19 protein-coding genes and 1 other RNA gene are annotated in these 25,088 nt (G+C 43.5%); 10 read left to right on the forward strand and 10 right to left on the reverse strand.

Annotation, left to right across the window (positions count from 1 at the left end):
- Nucleotides 1-776: 776 nt before the first annotated feature.
- The 9 genes from RYL27_RS04955 to RYL27_RS04995 all read left to right on the forward strand — a co-directional run bounded on the left by RYL27_RS04955 (nt 777) and on the right by RYL27_RS04995 (nt 9,770).
- Complete coding sequence (locus tag RYL27_RS04955; RefSeq protein ID WP_183683857.1) at nt 777-1,946, forward strand: CpaF family protein; 1,170 nt, start codon at nt 777-779, stop codon at nt 1,944-1,946.
- Between the two features lie 178 nt (nt 1,947-2,124).
- Complete coding sequence (locus tag RYL27_RS04960; protein WP_314965659.1) at nt 2,125-2,673, forward strand: type II secretion system F family protein; 549 nt, start codon at nt 2,125-2,127, stop codon at nt 2,671-2,673.
- 43 nt (nt 2,674-2,716) lie between these two features.
- Nucleotides 2,717-4,138 carry a hypothetical protein gene (locus RYL27_RS04965; protein ID WP_314965661.1) on the forward strand — a complete coding sequence of 474 codons (1,422 nt, stop codon included), beginning with the start codon at nt 2,717-2,719 and terminating at the stop codon, nt 4,136-4,138.
- Between the two features lie 90 nt (nt 4,139-4,228).
- A complete protein-coding gene (locus RYL27_RS04970; RefSeq protein WP_314965663.1) occupies nt 4,229-4,468 on the forward strand; it encodes a Flp1 family type IVb pilin in 240 nt (79 codons plus the stop codon).
- Between the two features lie 42 nt (nt 4,469-4,510).
- Entirely contained in the window at nt 4,511-6,541 is a 2,031-nt protein-coding gene (locus RYL27_RS04975) for a DUF5702 domain-containing protein (protein ID WP_314965665.1), read from the forward strand.
- A 106-nt stretch (nt 6,542-6,647) separates the two neighbouring features.
- The gene (locus RYL27_RS04980) at nt 6,648-7,541 is read left to right on the forward strand and encodes a hypothetical protein (protein WP_314965666.1); all 894 of its coding nucleotides are present in this window, start codon (nt 6,648-6,650) and stop codon (nt 7,539-7,541) included.
- A gap of 46 nt (nt 7,542-7,587) precedes the next feature.
- Complete coding sequence (locus RYL27_RS04985) at nt 7,588-8,082, forward strand: hypothetical protein (protein WP_183683866.1); 495 nt, start codon at nt 7,588-7,590, stop codon at nt 8,080-8,082.
- A 67-nt stretch (nt 8,083-8,149) separates the two neighbouring features.
- The gene (locus tag RYL27_RS04990; protein WP_314636951.1) at nt 8,150-8,461 is read left to right on the forward strand and encodes a hypothetical protein; all 312 of its coding nucleotides are present in this window, start codon (nt 8,150-8,152) and stop codon (nt 8,459-8,461) included.
- A 64-nt stretch (nt 8,462-8,525) separates the two neighbouring features.
- Entirely contained in the window at nt 8,526-9,770 is a 1,245-nt protein-coding gene (locus tag RYL27_RS04995; RefSeq protein WP_314965669.1) for a DUF6382 domain-containing protein, read from the forward strand.
- On the opposite strand, the gene RYL27_RS05000 is transcribed toward RYL27_RS04995, so the two are convergent.
- From RYL27_RS05000 to RYL27_RS05045, 10 genes are all read right to left on the reverse strand, one after another.
- Complete coding sequence (locus RYL27_RS05000) at nt 9,661-10,524, reverse strand: CPBP family intramembrane glutamic endopeptidase (protein ID WP_308579355.1); 864 nt, start codon at nt 10,522-10,524, stop codon at nt 9,661-9,663. The genes RYL27_RS04995 and RYL27_RS05000 overlap by 110 nt on opposite strands.
- Before the next feature lie 78 nt (nt 10,525-10,602).
- The gene (locus RYL27_RS05005) at nt 10,603-11,481 is read right to left on the reverse strand and encodes a GGDEF domain-containing protein (RefSeq protein ID WP_314327543.1); all 879 of its coding nucleotides are present in this window, start codon (nt 11,479-11,481) and stop codon (nt 10,603-10,605) included.
- 194 nt (nt 11,482-11,675) lie between these two features.
- A complete protein-coding gene (locus RYL27_RS05010; protein WP_183683875.1) occupies nt 11,676-13,334 on the reverse strand; it encodes an EAL domain-containing protein in 1,659 nt (552 codons plus the stop codon).
- A 125-nt stretch (nt 13,335-13,459) separates the two neighbouring features.
- Nucleotides 13,460-14,179, reverse strand: a complete 720-nt coding sequence (locus RYL27_RS05015) for a tRNA threonylcarbamoyladenosine dehydratase (protein WP_314965675.1) — start codon at nt 14,177-14,179, stop codon at nt 13,460-13,462.
- 22 nt (nt 14,180-14,201) lie between these two features.
- Nucleotides 14,202-14,741, reverse strand: coding sequence for a biotin transporter BioY (locus RYL27_RS05020; protein WP_314344005.1), 540 nt, complete (start codon nt 14,739-14,741; stop codon nt 14,202-14,204).
- 82 nt (nt 14,742-14,823) lie between these two features.
- Nucleotides 14,824-16,050 (reverse strand): class I mannose-6-phosphate isomerase, encoded by a 1,227-nt coding sequence (locus RYL27_RS05025; RefSeq protein ID WP_314965677.1) that lies wholly within the window; start codon nt 16,048-16,050, stop codon nt 14,824-14,826.
- Nucleotides 16,051-16,144: 94 nt separating this feature from the next.
- Nucleotides 16,145-18,877, reverse strand: a complete 2,733-nt coding sequence (locus tag RYL27_RS05030) for a transglycosylase domain-containing protein (RefSeq protein WP_314965679.1) — start codon at nt 18,875-18,877, stop codon at nt 16,145-16,147.
- A gap of 297 nt (nt 18,878-19,174) precedes the next feature.
- Complete coding sequence (gene rny, locus RYL27_RS05035; protein ID WP_304069283.1) at nt 19,175-20,725, reverse strand: ribonuclease Y; 1,551 nt, start codon at nt 20,723-20,725, stop codon at nt 19,175-19,177.
- Nucleotides 20,726-20,977: 252 nt separating this feature from the next.
- Nucleotides 20,978-22,717 (reverse strand): DHHW family protein, encoded by a 1,740-nt coding sequence (locus RYL27_RS05040; protein WP_314965682.1) that lies wholly within the window; start codon nt 22,715-22,717, stop codon nt 20,978-20,980.
- A gap of 80 nt (nt 22,718-22,797) precedes the next feature.
- Nucleotides 22,798-24,813 carry an MBOAT family O-acyltransferase gene (locus RYL27_RS05045; RefSeq protein WP_314965684.1) on the reverse strand — a complete coding sequence of 672 codons (2,016 nt, stop codon included), beginning with the start codon at nt 24,811-24,813 and terminating at the stop codon, nt 22,798-22,800.
- A gap of 68 nt (nt 24,814-24,881) precedes the next feature.
- Between RYL27_RS05045 and ffs the strand changes: the two genes are divergently transcribed.
- An RNA gene (ffs, locus tag RYL27_RS05050) (signal recognition particle sRNA small type) lies at nt 24,882-24,981 on the forward strand.
- The last annotated feature ends 107 nt before the right edge of the window (nt 24,982-25,088 follow it).

Genomic DNA, 25,088 nt, shown 5'->3' on the forward strand with positions numbered 1-25,088 from the left:
GAGATCTATCGCTGTGACTGGAGTTCAGACGTGTGCTCTTCCGATCTCAGTCTGGAAGAGTCCGCCTTTTCTCCAAAGGATCAGGAAAAGGAGAAGGAATGTTTAACGGAAGCCCTGTATCACTTTAAGGAAAATCATCTGACTCCGATGATTTTACGAGCCCTTTCCTATGCCAAGGATAACTATGTCACCATCCATCCGGTTCGAAGTCCGGAGGATATCAGCAGTGTCTCTCAAAGAGACCTTTCTCTTTTCTTGGAAAAAATTGCAGAAGAAGCGGGGGCCGATGCCTTGGTTGTAGATACCGACAGCAGTATGAGTCGTTATCTAGAATGTTTTACTTTAGCCAGAAAAGTCTTTCTTCCGGTTTTGGAAGATCGAAAAAGCAAGACTAAGCTTTCCGTTCTTCAACAATACTTGGAGAAAAATGCAGGAGAAGGCGTAGCGGAAAAATTCATCCAATGCAATCTCCCCACTCTGACAGAAGAAAGCGCCTCCTTCCCCGCCTTGGAACAATACTGCCGGGAGCTTTTATTACGACAGGTCTATGAAGAGGAGCAGGTAGAAGCAGAGCAATACCGAAAAATGGCTTTATAAGCATTTGGAAGATAGCGATAGAGATAGAAATAGAAACAAAGATAGAAATAGAAACAAAAATAGAAATAAAAATAGAAATAAAGATAGAAATAAAAATAAAATTAGAAATGAGAATAGATACAAGAAGCGATACAAGAATCGCTATGCGAATCGAAATATGAATCGGAAAGGAGCTTAAAGTGCTGGCCCTGGATCAGGTAAAACAAGAAATCAAAAAAGAGCTTTTGCTGGATTTGGAAGAAAAACAAGTCAGTGACAGCCATTTGTATCAGGAAATCGACTCCGCCCTTTTAAGCCGAAAGGATCTGGCTTTGCGGGAAAAACTCTACTTAAGAAGCGCGGTTTTTGACAGCTTTCGAAGGCTGGATCTACTTTCCGAACTATTGGATGACGGTACGGTCAGTGAAATCATGATAAACGGTCCAAAAGAAATCTTTGTGGAAAGAAAGGGGCGAATGGAGCGCTGGCAGGGCTCCTTTCAAAGTGAAGAACAGCTTGCGGATTTGATTCAACAGATTGTTTCCCGAATCAATCGTGCGGTAAATACCAAAAGTCCCATTGTAGATGCCCGCTTAGAAGATGGCTCCCGTGTTCATGTGGTGCTTCCCCCCATTGCACTAAAGGGACCTACGGTCACAATACGAAAATTTCCGGAGCCTATCACCATGAAAAAGTTAATTCAACTGGAAAGTCTCACGGAGGAAGCAAGTCATTTTCTGCAGTCTCTGGTTCGTTCCTCTTATAACATTTTCATTTCCGGCGGTACCAACAGTGGAAAGACCACTTTCTTAAACGCACTTTCTCAGTACATCCCTAAGGAGGAGCGAATTATTACCATCGAAGATAGCGCGGAGCTACAGATTCAATCCGTGGAAAACCTGGTTTCTTTAGAAACCAGAAATGCCAATGCAGAGGGAGAGGGCGCCGTCAGTATCTCCGATTTAATTAAAGCCTCCCTCAGAATGAGCCCGAACCGCATTATCGTTGGAGAGGTTAGAGGAAAGGAATGTCTGGATATGTTAAACGCCATGAACACCGGTCACGACGGCAGCATTTCCACCGGTCACGCCAATTCCTCTACGGATATGTTAAAGCGAATGGAAACCATGGTGTTACAGGGTGCGGATCTTCCTCTCCCATCCATTAGAAACATGATTGCCTCCGCCATTGAAATTATGGTTCATCTTGGGAGAACCAAGGATCACAAACGGCGGGTTTTGGAAATATCGGAAGTAATGGGGATTGAAAATGGAGAAGTTAAACTCAAAAAATTATATCAATACAATGGCAAAATTCTTGAAAAGCTGTCGGATCTCCATAACGAAGACAAACTCCGTAGTCGATTATAGAGAGTACATCATTTTTCTTCCGGAATACCTCTTCCTATGGGTCAAGTTTCTATTGCTCCTTCTCCTCTTCTCTTATGCCTTTTATCAGCATATTCTCTTCTTTTTACTTCTGCTTCCCTTCAGTTTTTTCTATCCTTTTCTCCAAAGAGATAAATTAAGAAAAAAGCGACAGGAGGTATTGGTTTCCCAATTTAAAGAAATGCTTTCCATCCTCAGTGCCTATCTGAGTGCCGGATATTCTTTGGAAAATGCCCTATTCGCCTGCATCCCGGATCTGGAAAATCTTTTGGGGAAGAAGTGCTATATGGTAGAAGAGCTGAAGCAAATCAAACGCTCCCTTTCCATGAATCGCCCTTTGGAAGAAGCTCTTTCCCAATTTGCTCTTCGTTCCGGTGTTGATGATATCCATAATTTCTCGGAAATCTTCCTGGTGGCAAAGCGCTCCGGAGGAGATCTGATTCAGATTATTCAGCAAAGCAGTACGATTATTCGGGATAAACTGACTATTACCGAAGAAATCATCACTCTCAATGCTTCCAGACGATTCGAGCAAAAGATAATGAACGGTGTACCCTTCTTTATGATTTTTTATCTAAATGCCAGCTCTCCCGAATTTTTCCGGATTCTTTATTCCAGTCTTATGGGAAGAGTGATAATGAGCTTCTGTCTCTGTATATACCTTCTGGCTATTTACCTCTCCCAAAAGATTATTGCCATCCCCGTATAAGGCTTATCAGATGGAATCTATTGTCACCAAAAAAGGACTATCTATGAACCCCTACACTATAAAGCAAGAACTCAAAAAATTATGGTTTCGTATTCCGGGCTCTAAAACAGAACTACTGAAAAAGCAAATCCTTATTCTGATTGTCTCCCTTCTTCTTGCTGCACTCCTCTTCATGCAGGGAACAGAGCAGCAATTCCTCCTCCCCGGAAATCAAATCCAAAGAGAGCCTATAGGAGGAGTAGAGAAAAAAATTCCCCTCAATGTTACGGGAATTTCAGGAAAGAAAAAGGAAGAAATTTATGTCACGGTATCTCCAAGGCTCTACAGCAAGGAAGAAGCGGATAGAGCTTTTGCGAAGCTGCAAGGCAAAATGGAAAGCTTAATTCTAAGCGAGGAAGACAGCTTTGACGGTATCTCCGGAAATATACAGCTCAAAAAAATCTTTAATCCGGAAAACATCAAAGCTACCTGGAGTTTTCGTCCGGAAAGCTTATGGATCAATCAGAAGGAAACTCCCCTTCAAGATAGCGATAAAAGCTACACAAAGTATAGAGATATTTTAGAAGACTCAGGACAAATCCATCATGAATATCTGGAAAAAGACCAGATTCTTACAGGAACATTGGAAGTAGTTCTCAGCGCCAATATTCATCCTGAAGAGGAAGTGGAAGGGGATGAAATCAGCAGTTTCTTTAACGAAAATAATGAAATCACCTACAACTCACCCACCTACTCCTATGCCCTTCGTATTTTGCCCTTAAAGCTAAGTGAAACCGAAGCCCTGGAAATGGCCCTTCAAAATACATTACAGTACAGCAATGAACATACCCGTTCCACGGATAAACTGCTTTTGCCCAAAGAAATTATGGGGCATCATATTCATTTTTCCGAAAAAAAGAATTTTCGCTATCTTTTGATTCCGCTTTTAGGTCTTTTTGCCTGCTTTCTTCTCCCTCTGCAAGCTTTAGAGCAACAGAAAACCCGTCAAAAATCCAGACTGTCCTCCCTTACCCTGGATTATGCAGAATTGGTTTCCAAGTTAGTAGTTTATCTTGGAGCAGGCCTGGCCATACGGAACAGCTTTTCGGAAATAGCCAAGCACTACAACTATCTGGTGAAAAATTGTCATCAGGAATCCCACCCCTTATATGAGGAGTTAAATACCCTCTTAAACCAGCTGGCAAGCAATGTGGGGGAGGGAGAGGCCTATTTGAATTTTTCGAAAAGAATTGCTTTAAAGCCCTATGGCAAGCTCATCAGTCTCATAGAACAAAACAGGAAAAATGGCAGCAAGGATCTTTCCCGTCAGCTCCATATGGAAATGGAGGAAGCTTTTTCCGTACGAAAACATATGGCAAAGCGTCTGGGAGAGGAAGCCGGAACCAAGCTTCTGCTTCCTCTAATATTACAGCTCTTTGTCATTATGCTGATGATTCTGTATCCGGCCATGCAATCCCTACACTAAAAAGACGAAGAGAGTTCTTGGAAAACAGCAAGCATTCTCTTTGCCCATACATTCACTCGGCAATCATGCCGCACACAAAAGGAGGTTACGATGTACAAATACGCATTAGAAGATGCCCATTATGCAGTGGACGCCTGGCTTTTTTCCAGAATAGAACATTGCAGGAAAAAACGAAGGGATTTGCTGAATGGTGATGAGGCCATCGGCACCATTGAGTTGGTTCTCATTATGGTGGTCTTAATCGGCTTAGTTATTATCTTCAAAGCAAAAATTGTTAAAGTGCTGGAAGAGATTATGAAAAAAATCGAAGATCAAAGTAAGGGTATTTAAAGTGCTTTCTTGATACTTCCCCTTTTTGGAAAGGAAGAGTTTATGGCGAAAAAACAATTCTCCGCATCGATTACGGTATTTCTTTCCCTAATCTTTGTTCTGGTAGCTGCACTGGTGCTTACCATTGCGGAATCCGCCAGAACAATCTCCCAAAAGCTTTATATGCAAACCGCCTTAAACAGTGCCATGGAATCCCTTTTTTCGGAATTTCATAGGCCTCTTTGGGAAAACTACCGTATATATGCCCTGGAATATCGAGATGATAAGCTGCTGCAAGAAGAACTGGAGGGCTTCACCTCCCTTTATACAGAAGCCAAGGATCTCTTTCCATGCAAGGTGGAGAAGGAAGACTTTCTCTTTCCCAATCGGGGAATCCTTTGCGAAGACCATTATTTTGAAGAAGAAGTGCTGGAATACATGCCGGCACTTCTGGCAAAGGATACCATAGAATTTTTAGGAGAGAAGAAAGAAGACACGGAAGCCCTTGCTACTCTGGAGGATTTTCAAAAGAAAGAAAAAGAATCCAAAAGCATAGAAGAATTACAAAAAAAATATTCCCTAAGCCATCGAGATATTGAAGCCTTGGAAGGACTGATTGAGACCATCGATATGGAGTGCAAAGCTTGTGCAACACAGCATAAGAACGGCGCAAAAGCACTTTCTGCCCACAATCCGGGAGCTTTTTATTCTTCCTGTGCCGGCTTTACTGCCGGACTGGAAAGAATTCAGCAAACTGTTCCAAGGTACCAATCCACTGCCGATTCCCTTCGGGAAAAAGTAGCCCAGTTGCGGCAACACTTTGAAGAAGAAAAGCCAAATTTGGAAGAAGACGGCATTGCCGCTATAGAGGCTGAATTAAGCAGCTACAACCAATATTTGGATGCGGAGGGCAGCATAAGGCAAAACATTGAAGCTCTTCCGCCAAAGTGTGACAGCTTAAAAGCACAGGCAGAAACGGTGAAGCAAGAAGTAAAAGACTTTGAGGAATGGTTGGAGGAAGTACGAGAAGCAAGAAGGGAAAATGAAGACGAGGAGGACGATGATGAAGAAGACTTATCCCAAGAAATTCAAGACTTTTATCATTCCGCAGAAGCAGAATGGAACAGCTTTTCCCTTCCGGCCTACAACGGACAGGTCACAAAAATTAACAAGCAAAATAGAAAAGCCTTGGAAAACCTTAGAAATCTGGGTAAGAAAAAGCTCTTGGAATATCTCCTTCCCGAGGGAGTACCCTGTCCAAGTGATGATGAAAAATACGCCGTACCTCCCGGATTTTCTACAAACTCCAAGGCCAATCCCTTACAGGTGGGGCTTTTGGGAGAATACTCTTTACGGTACTTCCATTCCTATCATAAAAAGGATGACGATAAATCCATTCCCTATAGCGGAGCAAACGGCATGGAGGTGGAATATCTTATCCACCAGAAAAAGAGCGACTATGCAAACCTTTCGGCACAGGTCCTGTCTCTTCTAGCTTTCCGAGAAGCTATGAACTTTATCTATATAATGAAAAGTCCGGAGATGCGGGAAGAAGCCAAAGCCTTTGTCACAGCCTTTCTTGCCGTTACTTTAAACCCCATCGTGATAGAGGTTTTTACCCTCTTCGTCATCGGTATTTGGGCCTTTGCCCAATCTCTAATCGATGTCAGACAGCTTTTGGATGATAAACGGGTTCCTCTTATGCATAGTGAAGAAAGCTGGCGGCTCTCACTATCTCACCTGCTTACTTTCAACATAAATGAAGAAGGTGGCGACGAAAATCAGGGAAAGCACGGACTATCCTATCAAGATTATTGCAGAGCCTTTCTCTTTGCCTCCGGCTGTTTGTCCCAAAGCAAAGTCAATGACAGAATGCTGTATTGCATGGAGAAGAATATCCAAAGCACCGTATCAGAAAAGGAAAGCCAATTTCAATTAGAGCATTGCCTGTATTTTCTTTCCACAGACGCCGGAATTAAGTCTAAGCACAGCCTCTACCATAAAGGATTTTTGGAAAGTCTGGGGCTTCGCCCGGAAGAGCACTACCAATTCACCCTTCATTCCGACTATAAATACAAAAATCTCAGCCACTAAGATTCCAATACTGAATATCACGAAAGCGGCAATGGTTCTAAACAAGCTATGGTTCTAAAAGAGCTATGGATCCGTTTTCCTATAAAAAATAGCAAGAGGAGTATTTATGAGAGGCCAAAGCAATTTTCTTTCCTTTCGAAAACCAAGACTGTGTAGAAAAAAAGTGGACAAAGCGGAGGCTTTATTCTCCTCTTCCTTTCAAAAGAATCTGCTTGCCTCCCTGACGATAGAAGCAGCCTTTTCCTTAAGCCTTTTTCTTTTTGCCATCATCATTCTGATGACTCCCCTTTTTATCTTGAACCGGGAAATCCGCATCAGCCGAGAAATGGAGAAGAACGCCAGAATCCTTTGTATGGCCAAATATCTGGAACACTATGGATTGAAAAAAACAGATATCGCGGATATAGAGCACATCGATCAGATTCTGGAAATTTCGGAAACCGCACTAGAAGACATCCTTCTCCCGAATACTATTCCCACGGAGGGAATGGAAAACATTCAAAGCTTTCGCTCCCATATTACCGAAGAAGATATTTATCTGAACTTACAGTACGACGAACCCATACCCTTCGGACTTCTACAAAAGAAGAACATGAGACAGGAAATCGTTGCCCATAGAAGAGCCTGGGTTGGTGCCAAGGGTGCCCGTTGGGAAAAAGAAGAAAATGCAGAAGAAGAGAATGAGGAGGAAATGGTTTACGTGATAGACGGGCCTTCCAAGGTCTATCATCTGTCTTCGGATTGCACTTACATTTCCAATGACTTTCTAAGCTGCAGCGCCAGAAAAATCGACGGTACAAATGCAAAATACGGTGGAAAATTCTGTCCCTGCAAAGCCTGCCACCCGGATCCAAACAGTCCTGTAGTGTACTACACCGAAGCCGGAAGGCGATATCACAGCAGCACCGACTGCCCGGCCATGCGTTCCAGTGTCCATAAGATTCCGCTCAAGCAGGCTTTAGAGGAGGGCAGACATCCCTGTCCCAGATGCGGTAAATAAGACTTAAATAAATCGAAAAACTTGTACAGAAACAGGAGGAAAGAGTATGGCGGAACCACAGTATTTTACTATCAGCAAAGGAATTCTTTTTCTCCTGTTCTTTGCTTTCACCCTCTTTTTTGACTGTCGAAAGCGAAGAATACCCTCTATGATTTTTTTGCTATTTGGGGGAATCCTGCTCATCCATAGCATTTTCTTTAGGAAGATTTATTATGCTTTCTTTTCTTCCTTATCCATGGAGGAATTCCCCTTGCTCCTTCTCCCTACTCTTTTCGCTTTTTTTCTTCTTCTCCTTTCCAAGTGGAGTAGAGAAGCCATAGGCTACGGGGATAGTTTATTTATTCTGCTTTCCTCTTTTTATTGTAATGCTTATCATTTCTTCTTTTTGATTATTACCGCCTTCTCTTGTTCCACCATAGTATCCATGTTTTTGTTTTGTTCCTGCAAGCTGAAAAAGAAAAATCCTAAAAACTGCCGTTTTCCCTTCCTTCCCTGTTTTCTCCCCGGAGTACTGTATTTGCTTGGTATTTCCTTTTTCTAAACAAAAGGGAAAAGAATAATCTGTGCTTTGAAATAATTGATTTTACATACACTAGAAAGGAATCCCTATGCATACCATTGAAACCACTGTTCTCTTAGGTATTTGTTTTTTATGCCTGGTAATCCTTTTACAAGAAAATATTCAACTGCATGAACGTATACGGGAGAAAGCACAAGCAGCCTATCACGAAGAAGTAGAAAGCCATAGTCTGGAAAAACCCAAGGACTATTTTAAGGTAGAGCTCTATACTCGCTTCTTTTCCGTTGCTGAGGATTTACTCATACGAAAAAAAGACGAAAGCTCTCAAGCAGAAGGAAAGGAAGACGCGAAGGATGCCAATAACAATCCGGAAAAGACAGAAAATCAAGAACTCCCATAGCCTTTAATTCACAAGTGCTCCTAAATAGATTCCCATAAAAGCGCAGATAGAGAAAGGAACATCCATGTCAAACTACAGTCCTCAATTTAAAAATGACTTTCAACACAGCTTTATGTATCTTCATAACGTTCCTCAAGAGGAAAATCATGAGCAAAAAATTCTTCGGCAATGCCAAATTCCGGGAACCTTATCCTTTCGTCTGCTGGAGGAAGAAGGGGAGAATTTCTTACAGTATGATTTCTCTCCCTATCAAAGAGCCTGCTTGTATTTTTCTCAAAGGAAAATGCGACTGCAGCACCTTAGTGCACTTTTTTCCTCTCTACAAAATGCCCTACGAAATATGGAGGAATATCTTCTCTCTCCTTCTCTCCTATCTATTGACTGGGAAGAAATCTTTTATGATGTGGAAAATCAGCATTTTCTCTTTCCTCTTATTCCCTTCAAAGAAGAATATCCGGAGGAAGGCTTGTCTGCTCTTTTGGAGCAGATATTGGAAAATATTGATGAAGAAGAGGAAGCTGTAGTATTGGCGGCTTTTTTACTGTATCAAGAGCAAAAACACGGCGGTTTGCAATTATCCCGCATCCTGCAAATCCTTCATATTCAAGAGCAGAAGCAGCTTGTTCCAAAATCGGAAGAAAAGGCAATAAGTCTCTCCAATGCCATTCAGAAAAGTCCCCACCCGTCTTCCCAAGCTTTTTCCGGTGAAAAAGCATCGTCCCGAGTCTTCCCTAAGCCTCTAGGTGAAAAAACAACAACTGCTCAATTCCCTGAAGATTCCGGAAAGAATTATACGGAATTGGATTTATGCCAATGCTCCAGCTCTTCCTTCCAAAAACAGGAGCAGGAAACGCCTGAGTTTACTACACAATCCGCTGTAGATTCCAATCATTTTCCAGAAGAGCATTCCTATACGGATGTAGCAAATACCATTCCGAAGAAAAAGGGCTTCCTGGCATTTCTTCACTTGCCTTCTTCTATTGCTTCTCCTGCTTCTTCGCCTGCTTCTTCTCCTGCCTCTTCGCCTGCTTCTTCTCCTGTTTCTTCCCTTGTTTCTTCTCTTGCAGACCGTGAACAAAAGAAAAGAAAAAAGGAAGGCAGAAAGAAAATGCTGCTGGGCATCTTCCTTATGCTCTTCCTTCCTTTAGCTCTATTCTATTTCAAGGGCTCCAGTTTTCTATTCCATTATCTTCCCTTTGTTATTCTGCTGGAGCTGGCTCTTCTTCTGTATACAGCTCTGGATTATCTAATTCTGCTTCTTTCTTCCCCTGGAAGTGAAGATAAGCAAAAATGCAAAACATCGGGATAATACAAAGATAAGACATTACATTAATAAATCCATTGATTAAATCTGTATCTAAAAATGGAGGCAGGGTTCCACTTAAATTGTTTACGCCATGAGCCAGTACTGTGAAAAACAAGGATCTGCTTTTCTTCATGAAATAACCGAGGGCTATACCGGTCATAGCGGTATACACTGCCTGAATGAAGCTTCCGTGCCATACGCCGAACATCACACCGGAAAGCACAGCAGGGAACCAAAGAATATCTGTTACCTCTTCAAAGCTGCTAAAAATAATTCCACGGAATAAAATCTCTTCTACCAGCGGTCCCACAACCACGATGGCTAAGAAAGTCCAGATAAAGGGTCCCTGATCCAAATCATCGTAAAGTGTGGAAAAAGCCTCTGATTCTTTTCCTAAAAAGGAGATATTATTTCCCACAAACTCTGCAAAATTCAACCAGATGGTTGCCAATCCTCCTACACCAAATCCAATGACAATGGCAAAGAGAATATTTTGCCAAAGCGGTAAACTTACTTCTGCCTTTTTTCTTGGAAAGACCTTTCGATAAAACAGGTAACAGATTACCGATAAAACCACCGCTGTGGTTGCATCGATAAAGCTGGCACTGGTATCGATAAATGACTCACTTACGGCAAATAAGTCAAATGCTTTATGAATAATGAAGATTACAACATCTCCAATGCGGTCATAAACAAATAATACAAGTAACGGCAGAAATAAAAACAGTACTTTCCTTTTGTCCATCAAATTCTCCATTGTTTCTCCTTCTCTACTTTTCCTTTTTACTTTTTGAACAATACTTTTTCGACATTTTTTTCGTAAAGAATAAGTATTTTATTCCAGCACAATCGTTTTCCCGATTTTAACGGTATTTCTCTGCTCTTTTGCCGTGTATAACATCCGATCCGCTAGTGGCATAAGATTCCGTACGATAGACTGTTCATAATAGCCCCCAATACTTAAGGTAATATGCAAATCCGGATATTCTTTGAAGCATAGCTGCTCCACCTTTTTACGGATACGCTGAAGCTTTCTGCGGAAAGCCTCCTCTGTGATTTTGGAAAAGCAAAGAATGAATTCATCTCCCCCATAGCGAATCAGTTGGTCCGAGCTTCGAACACAAGATTGAATCAAATCCGCAGAAGATCTCAAAGCCAAATCTCCCACTACGTGACCATAGCCGTCATTTATATCTTTAAAATGATCAATATCAATCATGGCCAGAGCTTGATACTGCTTTTCCTGTACCTTTTCATCATAAAATCTTCTATTCCAGGCCTTGGTAAGACTATCGGCATAGATTGCCATATCCAGATGCGCTATCTTTTCAATCACTCCACCGGTTCCGGAAACCCCCATTAAAGCAGATTCTTCCATGGAAGACACCATTTCAATAACATAAGGCACTCCTTCAATTTCCGTATATTGAGCAATCACAAAATAGATATCATCATCAATAAATTCAAACTTCTCTGCCCGGCCCTTGGTAGACATGGCTTTAGCAACAATACAAAATTTACAATCTCCTCTTCGATTCCATCGTGCATCACAAACCGAATGCAGTTCCTCTACGCGGTTTGGATAGATCTTTACCACCCTTTTGTTCCGCGGGTTAACAATACTGACGGCATGAAATGCGGATGCTAATTCTTTAAGCCGTAACGTAATGGTGTCATAATCCAGATTTAACCATGAATCTGCCCTGTCACTCATTCTTTATCCTTTCTTAAAACTTTCCCCTACTCTGTTCCCCTATATCTAAACTGGTACTACTCCGAACTTAAACATAATACTCTACACTTACACACATCAATACTCTACGCACGTCAATCTTCTACACACATCAATCTTCTACACCCATACAAAGATTTCTGGCGTTCAAAAAAGTCCTCTTCCTGAATAATTCTTTAATCTTCTTTATGCATCATAGATACCTTCTCCATATTCAAAGTATGAATACCGAAAATCACCCTATCCTGCTTTGAACGCTCATGAGAACGGATTAAGACGAAACGCTTCCATACATATTCGTTCTTACGATTCTTGCTCCTAAAATACGCCAAAAGAAAATCATTCTCCGCACATTCCACTCTTTCCGCCATAGTGTCAGGATTTAAGAACTGCCAGCAGGCTTTCTTATCCTTCGGATAGACTTTGTTTTCCACAAACTTTTCGATTTCTCCCCGAAGATTACTACTCTCATGAACTCCTTCATAGATTTCGTTGACATAAACCGGATTTAATATATTCTGCTTTAAATCAAAAACAAAAACCATATCATAGACGGTATATAGTGGACTTAATGCCTCCTGAAACTCCTTATTCTTTTGAAATCTTCTGATATTGGACAGGATATCCAAGCGCACCAAAAAAATATTTTTCTCTCCTTTTCTGGCTACCAATCTGGTCTGGAATTGACAATGCCTGCCTCCGGATAAAAAATCCATGGCTTCAATTCGTCCGGATTCCTTGGCTACATCCATAATATCCCGCATTTTATCCGTAAAAAGAATAGATCTGTCATTTAACAAATCCTGAAATTGATGAGTTCCCTCATAGCCCAGCTCCAAAAGATTCTTTCGATATGGCTTGGTAAAATTCAAGTGTTTTAATACCCCATCCATCTCCGACATAACCGCCACCGGCTGACCTGTTTCAAAGCCATGAATGCTGGGGGAAGAATCGGAGCGCTCCAAGTCAAAGGGAATGGGACTGATGATATTGACAAAACCGATTTCATCGTACAGATAACAATCTTCTTCCGTCTCCATTTCACAGTTTTCTTTCGTGGAAGCAAACCACTCCTTCATGGGTTCAGGTCTGGCAAAATAATAGCCCTGCATTCTTTCACAACCTGCCACCTTTAAAAAACGATATTGCTCTTCCGTTTCCACACCTTCCGCTACCGTATGAATCCCGATTTCCTTCGCCATATACAGAATAGAAGAAATGATTATAAGAGACTTTTTCCCCATATCACTGAGGAAACGCATATCAATTTTAAAGGTATCAAACTCAAACTCCTTCAAAAGATTTAAAGAGGAATATCCGGAGCCGAAATCATCCATCCATACCTTATAGCCCAGAGTGTGCAATTCTCTTACCGTATCCTTCATATAGGCTTCATTTTCCATTACGGCACTTTCCGTAATTTCAATATGAAGATAATTTCTCGGCAAGGAATTCCTTTCCATGATTTTTTCCATCTCTTGAAGAAGTTTAGGCACATCAAAATCCAGGCGGGAAAAGTTCATTGAAATCGGTACGATAAACTGTCCTCGTCTTCTTCTTTCTCCAAGCTCCCGACATATCGTTTCCATTACATATCGGTCCAGAAGATGTATCTTTCTTTTTTTCTCCAGCACGGGTATAAACTCCCCCGGAGAAATCATCCCATATACCGGATCTATCCAACGGGATAGAGCTTCCGCTCCGCAAACACGCTTTGATAATCCACGAATATTGGTCTGCAAATACACCTGAATCCATTCTTTTTCAATGGCTTCTTCGATATGGTTTTCTATATAGCTTTCCAGTTCCTTATCCTTGGGTTTTCTCAGTGACATCCTTCCACTCCTTTATCCTATCAAAAGACTTTCGTCTTTAAAGGGATAAATCATAAGTCCAAAAGCCATAAGATTTTCCGATTTCAACTAAAATATAATGCTTTACTTCCCGTCAAATCAGAGAATTACTGTAGTAAATCCTTTACGATTTCTCCTCCCATTATTAAACCGACCACAGGAGGGACAAAGGCAACGGAGCCGGGTACAGACCGTTTCCCCTTAGCTTTGGGAAGCGCTTCTTCCGCTTGCTCTATGGGCTTTCTGGGCATTTCTTCGGAATACACCACCTTCAGGCTTTCTATTCCTCTTTTTTTACATTCTCTTCTCATTACCTTGGCCAGCGGACAAATCTTAGTTTCATACAGATCCGCCACCTTAAACCCGGCGGGATTCAGCTTATTGCCTGCTCCCATGGCGGAAATAATCGGCACACCGGCTTCCTTGGCCGCTTCAATCAAGGACAGCTTTGCCGCCACCGTATCCACTGCATCCACCACATAATCATAAGAAGAAAAGTCAAACTGATCTTTGGTTTCCGGTAAATAAAAACAGCGAAAAGCCCGGACTTTACAGTCCGGATTGATGGAATGAATCCTTTCCTCCGCAATCTCCACTTTGGCTCTTCCTACGGTATCCCTTGTGGCAATGATTTGTCTGTTCAAATTGCTTAAGCAAACCACATCATCATCCACCACATCGATTTGTCCGACTCCGCTTCTCACAAGGGACTCTACACAATAGCCTCCCACTCCGCCGATACCGAAAACAATTACCTTGGCTTTACTTAACTTTTCCACTGCCTCAGCCCCAAGCAATCGCTCGGTTCTTGAAAATTGACCTTCCATCCTTACTCCCTAACCCAAAATTTTATTCTGCCTGCAAAAACGACAGCCTGCTCCTGATTTTCCTTCCTAAAGCCAGTGCCAAAAAGACCTTGATGGCATCCGGAAGAATAAAGGGAAGTACGCCTACCGATAATGCCTTTCCAAAATCCATAGACAAAACCTTTCCCAACCATAAAGTCCCCAGTAAATAGCAGAGAACAATACCGAAGGCCAAGCCCAGATACTGTTTTACAAAGCTTTTGGCAAAACGCTCCACAGCAAAACCGCCAAAGAAAGCCAGGAAAATCATACCGATTAAATAGCCTCCTGTCGGTCCCAGTAGCTTTTCCACACCGGCTCCATAATTCGAAAAAACCGGCAAGCCGATGAAGCCCAGCAAGAGATATAAAAGGTAAGAAAGCATTCCCAGATTTCTTCCTAAAATCGTTACCGATAAGCAAACCGCAAAGGTGCCTAAAGAAATCGGTACAGGCCCGATATTAATGGAAATCGGCGATAAGATACAGCTTACCGCTGTCATAATGGCTGCTAAACTCATTTGCTTTACAGAAATTGCTTTCATACTTTTCCTTCCCTTCCCTAGAAAATTGCTTTTCCCTTGAATATTACTTTTGCCTTCAATGTTACTGAATACTTTAAACTGCTTAATCCTCCCGGACGCAGTTCTTTTCGCTAAGGAAAGTCAATAAAAACTTTCCTGTGCCTTTTAATGACCACTGTCCCTCTTCCGCAGGGAGGAAATAGCTTTCTCCCTTTTTTACAAAGCACTTGGATTTCTGTCCCTTGGAAGAGTAAGTTTCCTCTTTATACTCCGGAGAACCATCCGGATGATTTTCCTTAGCATGCTTAGTTTCTGCTGTAAGCACCCCTTCTCCCTCCAAAACCAAGAGAGAAAGGAAGCTCTCTTCCGTGAGTTTTCCGCTGTAGAAAGCATTTTCCTCTAAGAAAAGTCTGTCTACTGTAAAATATTCGCAGGAACCGATTCGTTCCAGGTAGACGTTTTTTTCTGCCACCTCTTCTCCTGTCGCGCTTTCTCCTGCCGCCTTTTCTCCTACCGGCTTTTCCCCTTGCTTTTTGAATGCTTCTTGCCTATATGCGGAAAGCTGTTTTCGGTTCATCACCTCTAAAGCCTTCTCCACATGCAGTTCTCTTGTATTTCCTTGGGCATCTTTTCTGCCATAATCGTAAACTCTGTAGGTCAGATTGGAATTTTGCTGTACTTCCGCAAGCAGGATACCTGCTCCGATGGCGTGTACGGTTCCTGCCGGAATGAAAAATACGTCCCCCGGTTCTACCATCACCTTACAAAGAAGAGAAGGAAAGTTTTCCTCCTCTATCGCTCTCCGGATTTCTTCTTCCGTATAGTCTTTTTGAAATCCGAAATACAGGAAAGCGCCTTCCTCTCGTTCCAAGACAATCCACATTTCTGTTTTGCCGTATTGCCCTTCCCGGGATAAAGCAAAACTGTCATCGGGATGCACTTGAATGGACAGGGCTTTCTTCGCATCAATCAGTTTAATCAGCGTTGGGAAAAAAGGAAAGGCTTTTCCCAAACTTCCCGCTGCTTCAGGATGGGATTTAAGATATTCGGCAAAGCTTTCTCCTTCAGAAGAGCTTTCCTCTTCGGAAAAACTCTCTCCTTCGGAAGATTCCTTTCCTTCGGAGCAAACCTTGCCTTCAGAAGTTTCCTTTCCTTCGGAACAAAGCTCTCCTTCAGAAAAGCTGATACGACTATCTCCATCCGGATGGGCGGAAAGCACCCAAGCTTCCGCAAGGGGAGTCTTAGGAGAGGATATCCCGTATTCCCGGATCAGCTTTTCTCCTCCCCATAAATACTGTTTGCAAGCCGGATGAATTTTCCCTATTGCCATAAACCATTTTCCTTCCTAAGAACTCCTACCGGATCGGTTCCTTCGTAGAACCCTCTATGGGCTTACTCCCGAATCGGTTCCTTCGTAGAACCCTCTATGGACTTACTCCCGGGCCGTTGTTGCTGTCTCGCTCTCCAAGGTAATTTCCCGGGCCCGGACCGCTATAGAAGGGAGAGCCTTCTCCACTTTTACTCTCCAGGGTTTCTTCTTCCTTCTTGGGCAGGCTTCTAACACGGCGAATTGCCGCATCCAGCTGCTGACTCAAGCTGTAATAGTCTTCACTGCCGTTCAGCTCCTGCAAACGCTCGATAGCATCATTAATCAATGCCTCCGTATCTCCGTCTCTATACTCCAAGCTCTGCAAGCCGGTCAATGCGGATAAGAAGGACTCCCGCTTGGCATTCTTCTGCGCCTTTTCCTCCGCTTCCTTTGCCTTACTTTCCGCTATAGATTCCTGTACTCTGGATTCTTCTTCCTTCTTGGCAATGTAGGCATCAATCTCGTCTTTCCACTTATCCTCAATCACCAGGAATTCTTTTTGCTTTGTAAAGAGTCGCTCCTGATATTCCTTTTTGAATTTTTCATCCGTAATATCATTTAAGGAATCCCGGATTTTTCCGAAAAGGGTTCTGGCAGTAAAGACATCCTCCAGCTTCTGAATCTTCATAGCCTCATAGGTCTTGATGTCCTTCTCTATCTGTGCCTTGGTTTCCTTTTCCGCCTTCTTCTTACGATTCTCTTCGCCTCTTTGCTTTGCGGTCTTGGAAACGTAGTCTGTAATGCCGGACTTTTCATCCGCCTCTTTGACTACAGTATCCGGCACTTCCCAATCCTCCGGCTCCAGATCCTCATGAAGAATATCCATGGTATTTTTCCAGATTTTTCCGGCATAGGTGGCACCGTAGATTCCCGGCATTTCCACAGGCATATCATGGCCAACCCAGATTGCCGCACTATAATATTTGGTATAGCCGCAGAACCAGGTATCCTTTGAGCCATTACTGGTTCCGGTTTTTCCTGCTGCCGGCATCTTGTTTTTCAGCTGTAAACCACGGCCGGTACCATACTCCGTATTCATGGTTCCCTTCAAAATGTCCGTCATAATAAAGGCGGTATCTTCTCGGAAAACCTGGGTATTCTGGATGGTCTTCTCATCCGCCACCACGCCGTCTTTATCGGATTCAATCTTGATAATGCAGGTTTTATTGCTGTATACGCCTCCATTGGCCAAGGTGGAATAACCCTTCGCCATATCCACCACACGAAGGCCGTTGGTAAAGCCGCCGATGGAAACTGCCAGGGCATCATTATCCTTCACGCTGATTCCGGAAAAATGCATTTTCTCCAAATAATCCAAACCGTTCTGAATGCCGATGCCGTCCAAAATCTGCCAAGCCACCGTATTTAAGGAACGGTTGGCCGCCTCTCTCATGGTCACCGCCCCATAGTAGTTGCCATCGGAATTAGAGGGTCCGTTTTCAAACTTGTGATCGTCAATAACGGAAGCCGCATTGTACTCTCCAAGATCCAAGGCCGGTGCATAATCCAGCAAAGGCTTAATCGCGGAACCGGGCTGACGATAGCTTAAGTAAGCACGGTTATATTTGTCCTCGGTGCCTCTTCCTCCAACGGTAGCCACCACATAACCTGTTTTATTGTCAATGATTACGCCGGCTCCCTGCATGGAAAGCTTTCCGTTTTCCTGCACCTCCTGGAACTTGGACAGCCCCTTGTCCAGCGTTTCCTGTAAAATGTTTTGGATTTTAGGATCCAGGGAGGTATAGATTTTGTATCCTCCCGCCCGAAGCTCCCGATTGTAAAAATTGTATTGTTCCTCGTACTGATCCTGATAAGCTTCCTTATCTGCCTGGGTTTCAAAATGATAGGTAAAGGGGAATTTATTAACCTCCATCATACGGATGGTAGCCGCATAGAGAGCATAGGAGTTCATATAATCCTCATCCGTACCCTTCTGCACATTTTGGGAAATCTGTAAAGGCTTTCCGATGGCCTCCTCATATTCCGCCTCTGTAATATATCCCACTGTCTCCATAGACTTTAAGACCTGATTTCGCTTCTTTAAAGCCAAATCCGGGTGGCGCACCGGTTCATATCGGGAAGGTGCGTTGGAAATCCCTGCCAACATCGCCGCTTCTTCCACCGTTAAGTCCTTTGCAGGCTTTTCGAAGTAATACTGGCTGGCAGCTTCCACTCCGTAGCAGTTATTTCCATAGAAGTTGGTATTACAGTAAATCTCCATAATGTCGGCCTTGCTGTACATCTTCTCCAGCTCTTGCGCCAACATGATTTCTACAATCTTTCTGGTAAAGGTTTTCTCCTGGCTTAGATAGGTATTCTTCACCACCTGTTGGGTAATGGTAGAACCGCCCTGGGTGATTCTTCCCCGATTTTTGACCAGCTGAAAAACCGCACGAAGTGTGGCCTTATAATCCACTCCGTGGTGAGTTTTAAAATTTCTATCCTCCTGGGCGATGTAGGCATTTTGCAGATTCGGGGAAATGTCTTCGATTTTATCGTACACAAAATGCCCGGCATTAATGGTGCCAAGCTGCTGTCCGTCTGTATCAAAAACCACCGTATCCGCTCTCTTGGTTAAATCCTTTAAATTACTGCCTGCCAGCTTATCATAGGCAATCCCCCGGAGACGATTCACCTCCGGACGGATAAAAATCACATAGCCCAATACAGAAAGCACAAACAGAAACAAAACACTGCCCAGAAACAGCCTCCGGATAAAGCGAAAGGCAGAGGATTTCTTCTTTCCTCTCTTATGTCCTCTTTCTCCTTCTCTTATCTCTCTTCCCATTCTTGAACCTCATATTCCAACAATATGTCCGTTAACTTAGCAAAAATGTATTTCTTATCCCTTCTATTTCTCTCCGAAATTTTAACAAAAATTCTGTGGAGAATCAGAAAAAATATTGAAAGAACTTCTTAGGATAAGACAAATTTCTCTTAAAATCCTTACTTCTTAGAATAAGACAAATTTCTCCTAAACTCGTTACTTCTCTATCCAAATCCGCCTAAGGAAAATAGCGGATTGCTTCACTTTCGGAAAATCAAAGAAACGGCACAAAGCTCTTTTGAACCCTGTGCCGAAGCCTTATTTCGCATAATCTACTGCTCTTGACTCTCTGATAATGTTTACCTTAATCACGCCGGGATACTGCATCTGCTCCTGAATCTGCTGAGAAATGTTTCTGGCCATAATGGTCATATCGTCATCACTCACTTCTTCCGGAACTACCATAATGCGAACCTCTCGTCCCGCCTGTACCGCAAAGGATTTCTCTACGCCGTGATAGGAGTTGGCAATCTCTTCCAATTCCTTCAAACGGTTGGTATAGGTCTCCAAAGCCTTTCTTCTGGCTCCCGGTCTTGCTGCGGAAATGGCATCCGCTGCGGCCACGATGAAGGAAGTCAAGGATGTGGGCTCCGTTCCGCCGTGGTGAGATGCCACAGCATTGATAACGGGTTCAGGCTCATGGTATTTCTGACAAAGCTCAATGCCAAGATCCACATGGGTTCCTTCCACTTCATGGTCAATGGCCTTTCCGATATCATGGAGAAGCCCTGCACGCTTCGCCATACGGACATCCAAGCCCAGCTCCTGTGCCAAAAGGCCGGAAATCTGCGCAACCTCTATAGAATGCTGTAAAGCGTTCTGTCCAAAGGATGTACGGAACTTCATTCTTCCCAAAAGGAAAACCAGCTCCGGATGCACACCGTGAACGCCCAGCTCCAGGAGAGTAGACTCTCCCTCTTCCTTAATGCTGTCGTGCACTTCCTTACGGCTCTTCTCCACCACCTCTTCAATGCGGGCAGGGTGAATTCTGCCATCTACAATAAGCTTCTCCAGTGCAATTCTGGCTACTTCTCTACGAATAGGATCGAAACCGGACAGCACCACCGCCTCCGGTGTATCGTCGATAATCAACTCCACTCCGGTCAGCTGCTCTAAAGTGCGGATATTTCTACCCTCACGTCCGATAATTCTTCCCTTCATCTCATCGTTGGGAAGCTGTACAACGGAAACGGTAGACTCGGTTACCTGGTCTGCCGCACAACGCTGAATAGCCTCTACGATGTATTCTCTGGCGGTCTTCTCCGCCTCTTCCTTGGCTCTGGCCTCATATTCCCGAATATACAAAGCGGTATCGTGCTTAATGCTTTCCTCTACGGAATGCAACAATTCCTGTCTGGCCTGATCCTTGGTTAAGCCGGAAACTCTTTCCAGCTCAATCAGCTTCTGACTATGAAGCTGTTCGATTTCCCCTTCCCTGGTCTGTAATCCTTCCTCTTTTCTCTGGAGATCCGATTCCTTCTTCTCTAAGCTTGCCGCCTTCTTCTCGGAGCTTTCTTCCCTTTTCAAAATTCTCTTCTCAAGGTCGGAAATTTCTCTTCTACGATCCTTAATCTCCTTATCCAGCTCATTCTTAGCCTTCAGTGCTTCTTCTTTTGCTTCTAGTAATGCTTCTCTCTTCTTGTTCTCCGCAGTGCGAATGGCATCATCAATAATCTCCCTGGACTTCTCCTCAGCAGTTCCTACCTTCCGAGCATAATTGGTTCTTTCTTTATTCTGTCCAAGGATGAACATGATTGCCCCCACCACTGCCGCCACAATTACAATGATGGCGATTCCCAATGGGTTCAATGTCTGTACCTCCTTCACTATTCTTTTGTTAATGTACAAATATGTGAAGCAAAGCAGGGTTGGCCATGCCAAAAATCCCTTGCAAAAATCTCTCTGTTACCATATTCAACCTTTTAACAAGCTTATTTTAAGGGATATAAATACTTGTGTCAATGAGAACTATTTCCCGGTCCGGCTTCAAAAGGTCTCCAGCACCGGCTTCAAAATGTCTCCGGTGCCGACTTCAAAACCATCTCCGTGCAAGCTCTATACCTACTGAAATACCGCCAGCATTTTCTGAGAAAGGCTTTCTCCGATTCCCATAATGTTATTCAGGAATAAAATCTCCTCAATGCCTTTTTCCCGAATCAGAGAGGAAGCATTTCCCTGATAATGCCGGTAGTCCACCACATAAACATCCCGATAATCCTGTGCCAAAAGGGGCACAAAGGCATTTCCGTAGGAATCCTTTAAGACCAAAATGCTCTTCTTTCGAGGAGCCCCTTCATTATGGATTTCCACATAGCCATGATCTCCCAGCATAAAACAGTTGTATTTATTTCCGGGAAGCATCTGGCTGGCATCATTAATCAACTTTCCTTCCTGAAGATTTCCCTTGCTGTCAGTATATTGCATGGTATTCATGCTTCCCTGATAAGCCGTTACCTGGTCGGGGTGCCCCTTCAAACTTTCCGGACGATTCATAAAGAAGTAAAAGGTTCCGTAAAATTCCGGGAAATCCAGCTTTTGATAGTCAGACAAAGGCTTGGTGCTGTAGCCCATACTTTTACAATATTCCTGATAGGCGTAATAAGCCCCAAGCTGAGTCCAGTGATGATCCGTCCGGAAATAGATGTATTCCTTTTTGTGTGCGGAAAGGGCGTCAAAAACATTTACCGTATTGACTCTTTTATCCATCAGACTATAGCTGTAGGCAATGGCCTGATCCATCCCGGAAGAGGCCAGCTTTTCCTGCACCTTCGGATCCAAAATCACGCCAAAGGAATTGGGCACAATCATGGCACTAAGCTTCACCTTGGGAAACATGGCCTGCACCGTATTTAATAAAGAAGCGTGGGCACGAACCGCCTTTTCACTGAAATAGAACAGCTCATAGGCGGAATCTCCGTTCAGATAGAGACTTCCAATCTGTTCGCCGGCTACATTTTCCGCCTTATCCGCCTTCTTTATCTGCAGATTTCCCTCCGCATCCGTTTCAAAATTGCTGTTTTCTTCCTTCCCTTTCGTTGTACCTTGCTTTGCATCGGAGCCTTGCTTTGCTTCCGCGCTTTGCTTTGCTTCTGCCTCTTCCTGCTTTTCCTCTGTTCCTTTTCCTTCTTCTAGCTGCTCTTTCCCTTCTTTCTTATCCCGGGCTTCCGCCTTTTCCCGGCCTTCCCCATCGGATTCCTTTTTCTCTGCTACTCCGTCCTGTTCGCCTTCCCCATCCTTCTTTAAGGCGAAGGTCTCCGCCAAAGCGCCTTCCCCTGTAGGGATTTCTTCTTTGACCTGCTCGGCAGCTCCGTAAATCTGCTCTCCCTGCAAGCCATAGAAAGCCTTGGTTTTCGAAGCCAAAAGCATCCACTCCTCTTTTCCCGGATAGCTGTCCTGATACCAGGATGTGATATCCCGGAAATAGCTTCCCGCAAAAAGTCCCTGCAAGGAAAATGCAGGAAACTGCTTCAGTTCTCTCTTTTCCGCATCGGAATATCTCGGTCTCAAGGGGAGAATCACTCCCAGCACAAAAAGGCAGCACAAGAGTCCCATCATAGCCAGCGAAAATACCTTGGCATAGGGAAAATCCTTCTTGGGTTTTTCCGGACTCGTCTCTTCTGTACGCTTCGCTTTAGGCGTTTCCGCTTCTATAGATTTCTCTTCAATGCTTTCCTCTTCCGTAAAGCTCTGTTCTGAGGAGCACTCTTCTTTAGTTTTTTCTTCTGTGATGTTCTCTTCCGTTAATTTTTCTTCCATAATCTTTTCTTCTGTAATTTGTTCTTCTCTTCCCTGATCGTCCATGCCCATCTACTCCCTGTGCAATCCTCGCCATCTATGCATTTGCCATTCTTTCCTTCTCGCAAGATAAGAACAGCTCTCTTTTAAAATTGATTATACAAAAACGGCATATAGCTCTGCCCTGCCATAAGAGCGAAGGACAAGAGCAAAAAGGCAATCGCCGCCAAAAGCTTTCCCCAGAAATACAGCTGCTCCGCATGGTCTAAGAAGAAAATGCTAAGCTTTGTTCTTCTTTGGATTCTTCGAAGAATTTTCTCATGGCGAAGCAAGTCCTCCTGATTTTCTTGACTAAGCTCTGCTTCCATCTTTTCTTCCCTCAAAAGTTCTTCTGATTCTATTTTTGCATCTGCTTTTACTTCTGATTTTACTCCTGCTTCCGCTTTAGCCTCTGCTTCTATCTCTTCTGCAAGTGAAATAGCTTCTTCCTTTTGTACTTCCGTTTCCCCGCATGTTTCCTCAGGGCTAGAATCGCCTTCCCCGTCAAAGCTAAGCTTTAGCATAGGATATTTTTCTTCAGGGAATAAATCCTTCCTATCGGAAGAAGCAGCAAAAATCGACTCATCTGCTGTAGCTTCCGAAACTCCTTTCAAAGCAGCTTCCCCGGCATCTATCGCCGTTACTTCCGGGGTATCCACTACGGACTCCGGATAATCTTTCTCTGCTTCCGGAAAATCTGTCCCTGCTTCCGGAGAATCTTCCTCCGCATCCTCCATGCCGTAAAAGCCAAGACTTGCTCTTTTCTTCCTTGCCAAACGGGATTTCCCCCGGAACAGGAGCTTTTGCCATTCTTCCTCTAGGCTACTCAAAAGATTACCCGAAAAGAGAATAGCTACAAGAAGCAGAAAAATGTTGCTCTTTACAATCAGCAGGGTTTTTCCGTCCACTAAAGCCAGGCTCTTCGGCAGGGTATGAAGCCAAAGGATATTTTTCAGGCTTTGGAAATCGGAAAAGCGGAAAAGGATCCAGGAAAAATACAACACCACCAGGGTATAAACGTGTTGTAAACATCTCAGGACAAAGGAAAAATTTCCTTCTTCGGATTTTTTCATTCTTTTCCACAGCTTCTTACAGCAAAGCTCCAGCAGGATAAAAACAAAGAAATATAGTCCCCAAAGAATGAAATTCGCCGTGGAACCATGCCAAATTCCGGTTAAAATCCAAATCAAAAGAAGATTTCTCACCTGCGAAGGAAAGGGAACTCGATTTCCTCCCAGCGGAATATAAACATAGTCTCGGAAAAACATGGATAGTGAAATATGCCAGCGTCTCCAGAAGTCTCGAATGGAACGAGCGCTATAGGGTGCCTGAAAGTTTTCCGGAAGGGTAAAGCCGCAGATTTCCCCGATTCCTATAGCCATATCCGTATAGGCGGAAAAATCCAAAAAAATCTGCAGCATATAAGAAATACCGGAAAGGAAGACTGCCAGAAAGGAAAATGACGGAGAAGAAGACTGTAGCATAGAAGCATTTTTCAGACTGTCCAAGCTAAGAACTTCTACAGAAAGGGAGCCCAGTGCATCCGCCAAAGCCAGCTTTTTCCACAGGCCGAAGGTAAAGCGGAACAGGCCGTGGGAAAAGGCTTCATAGGAAAATGCACGATTTTTGATTTCTTCCCGCATTTCCGAATAACGAAGAATCGGCCCCTGAGAAAGCACCGGAAAGGCAAAGGCAAAAAGAGAAAAGGAAAAAATGTCCTGCTCCGCCTCCTTTCCCTGATAGCAATCGTAAAGGTAAGCTATAAAGCGGAAGCTGTAAAAGGAGATGCCAAAGGGCATCCAGCCCTTTACCATTTTCGGTAGGAAGGGCAGAGCTGCACTGTACTTGAAAAAAGCCAGCGGCAGGATAATTCCCGCTAAGGATAAGAAAAATATTTTTTTCTTTTTTTCTTCTGTCGCCTGCCCTAAAGCTTTCCCCATAAAAAAAGCCAAAAGGGTAAAGACGCAAAGAAAGGCTACTGCCAAGAGTCCCTGAAAAAGCAAGAAGAAGCAAGATGCCAGGAAAAACACCGCATTTTTCCAAGCAAGTTCCTTCTTCCCGAAATACAAAAGCAAAAACAGGGGGAGAAATCCCGCCACAAAGATCATTTGCGAAAACTGCATATTGCAAACCTTTCCCTTGTCAATTTTCTAAAAATCCGTTATACTCATTAGGCTTCGGGGGCGATGAAGCTTGGGCCCCACGCAATGGGAGATACCGAACCGTGTCAGGATGGGAACATAGCAGCACTAAGGTAAACCTTTCATGTGCCGTGGGTTATCCTGGGTGGAGTTCCCGAAGTTTTTTTATTTGCCGGATTCGATAGCAGATTTTTCTTGCCATCTCATTCCTTGCGATGCAGTGCTATACTGCGTGTTCTTTTCTTAATCCTTAATGC

The organism is Oribacterium sinus (assembly GCF_963537195.1).
GTDB lineage: Bacteria > Bacillota > Clostridia > Lachnospirales > Lachnospiraceae > Oribacterium > Oribacterium sinus_A.

Bases quoted from the DNA above. Each gene is read 5' to 3' on its own strand.
- RYL27_RS05045 (WP_314965684.1), bottom strand. From the start codon at position 24,813: ATGCAGTTTTCGCAAATGATCTTTGTGGCGGGATTTCTCCCCCTGTTT.
- RYL27_RS04985 (WP_183683866.1), top strand. From the start codon at position 7,588: ATGGCGGAACCACAGTATTTTACTATCAGCAAAGGAATTCTTTTTCTC.
- RYL27_RS04975 (WP_314965665.1), top strand. From the start codon at position 4,511: ATGGCGAAAAAACAATTCTCCGCATCGATTACGGTATTTCTTTCCCTA.
- RYL27_RS04995 (WP_314965669.1), top strand. From the start codon at position 8,526: ATGTCAAACTACAGTCCTCAATTTAAAAATGACTTTCAACACAGCTTT.
- RYL27_RS04965 (WP_314965661.1), top strand. From the start codon at position 2,717: ATGAACCCCTACACTATAAAGCAAGAACTCAAAAAATTATGGTTTCGT.
- RYL27_RS04990 (WP_314636951.1), top strand. From the start codon at position 8,150: ATGCATACCATTGAAACCACTGTTCTCTTAGGTATTTGTTTTTTATGC.
- RYL27_RS04980 (WP_314965666.1), top strand. From the start codon at position 6,648: ATGAGAGGCCAAAGCAATTTTCTTTCCTTTCGAAAACCAAGACTGTGT.
- RYL27_RS05040 (WP_314965682.1), bottom strand. From the start codon at position 22,717: ATGGACGATCAGGGAAGAGAAGAACAAATTACAGAAGAAAAGATTATG.
- RYL27_RS05030 (WP_314965679.1), bottom strand. From the start codon at position 18,877: ATGGGAAGAGAGATAAGAGAAGGAGAAAGAGGACATAAGAGAGGAAAG.
- RYL27_RS05020 (WP_314344005.1), bottom strand. From the start codon at position 14,741: ATGAAAGCAATTTCTGTAAAGCAAATGAGTTTAGCAGCCATTATGACA.
- RYL27_RS05000 (WP_308579355.1), bottom strand. From the start codon at position 10,524: ATGGAGAATTTGATGGACAAAAGGAAAGTACTGTTTTTATTTCTGCCG.
- RYL27_RS05015 (WP_314965675.1), bottom strand. From the start codon at position 14,179: ATGGAAGGTCAATTTTCAAGAACCGAGCGATTGCTTGGGGCTGAGGCA.
- RYL27_RS05025 (WP_314965677.1), bottom strand. From the start codon at position 16,050: ATGGCAATAGGGAAAATTCATCCGGCTTGCAAACAGTATTTATGGGGA.
- RYL27_RS04970 (WP_314965663.1), top strand. From the start codon at position 4,229: ATGTACAAATACGCATTAGAAGATGCCCATTATGCAGTGGACGCCTGG.
- RYL27_RS05010 (WP_183683875.1), bottom strand. From the start codon at position 13,334: ATGTCACTGAGAAAACCCAAGGATAAGGAACTGGAAAGCTATATAGAA.
- RYL27_RS05005 (WP_314327543.1), bottom strand. From the start codon at position 11,481: ATGAGTGACAGGGCAGATTCATGGTTAAATCTGGATTATGACACCATT.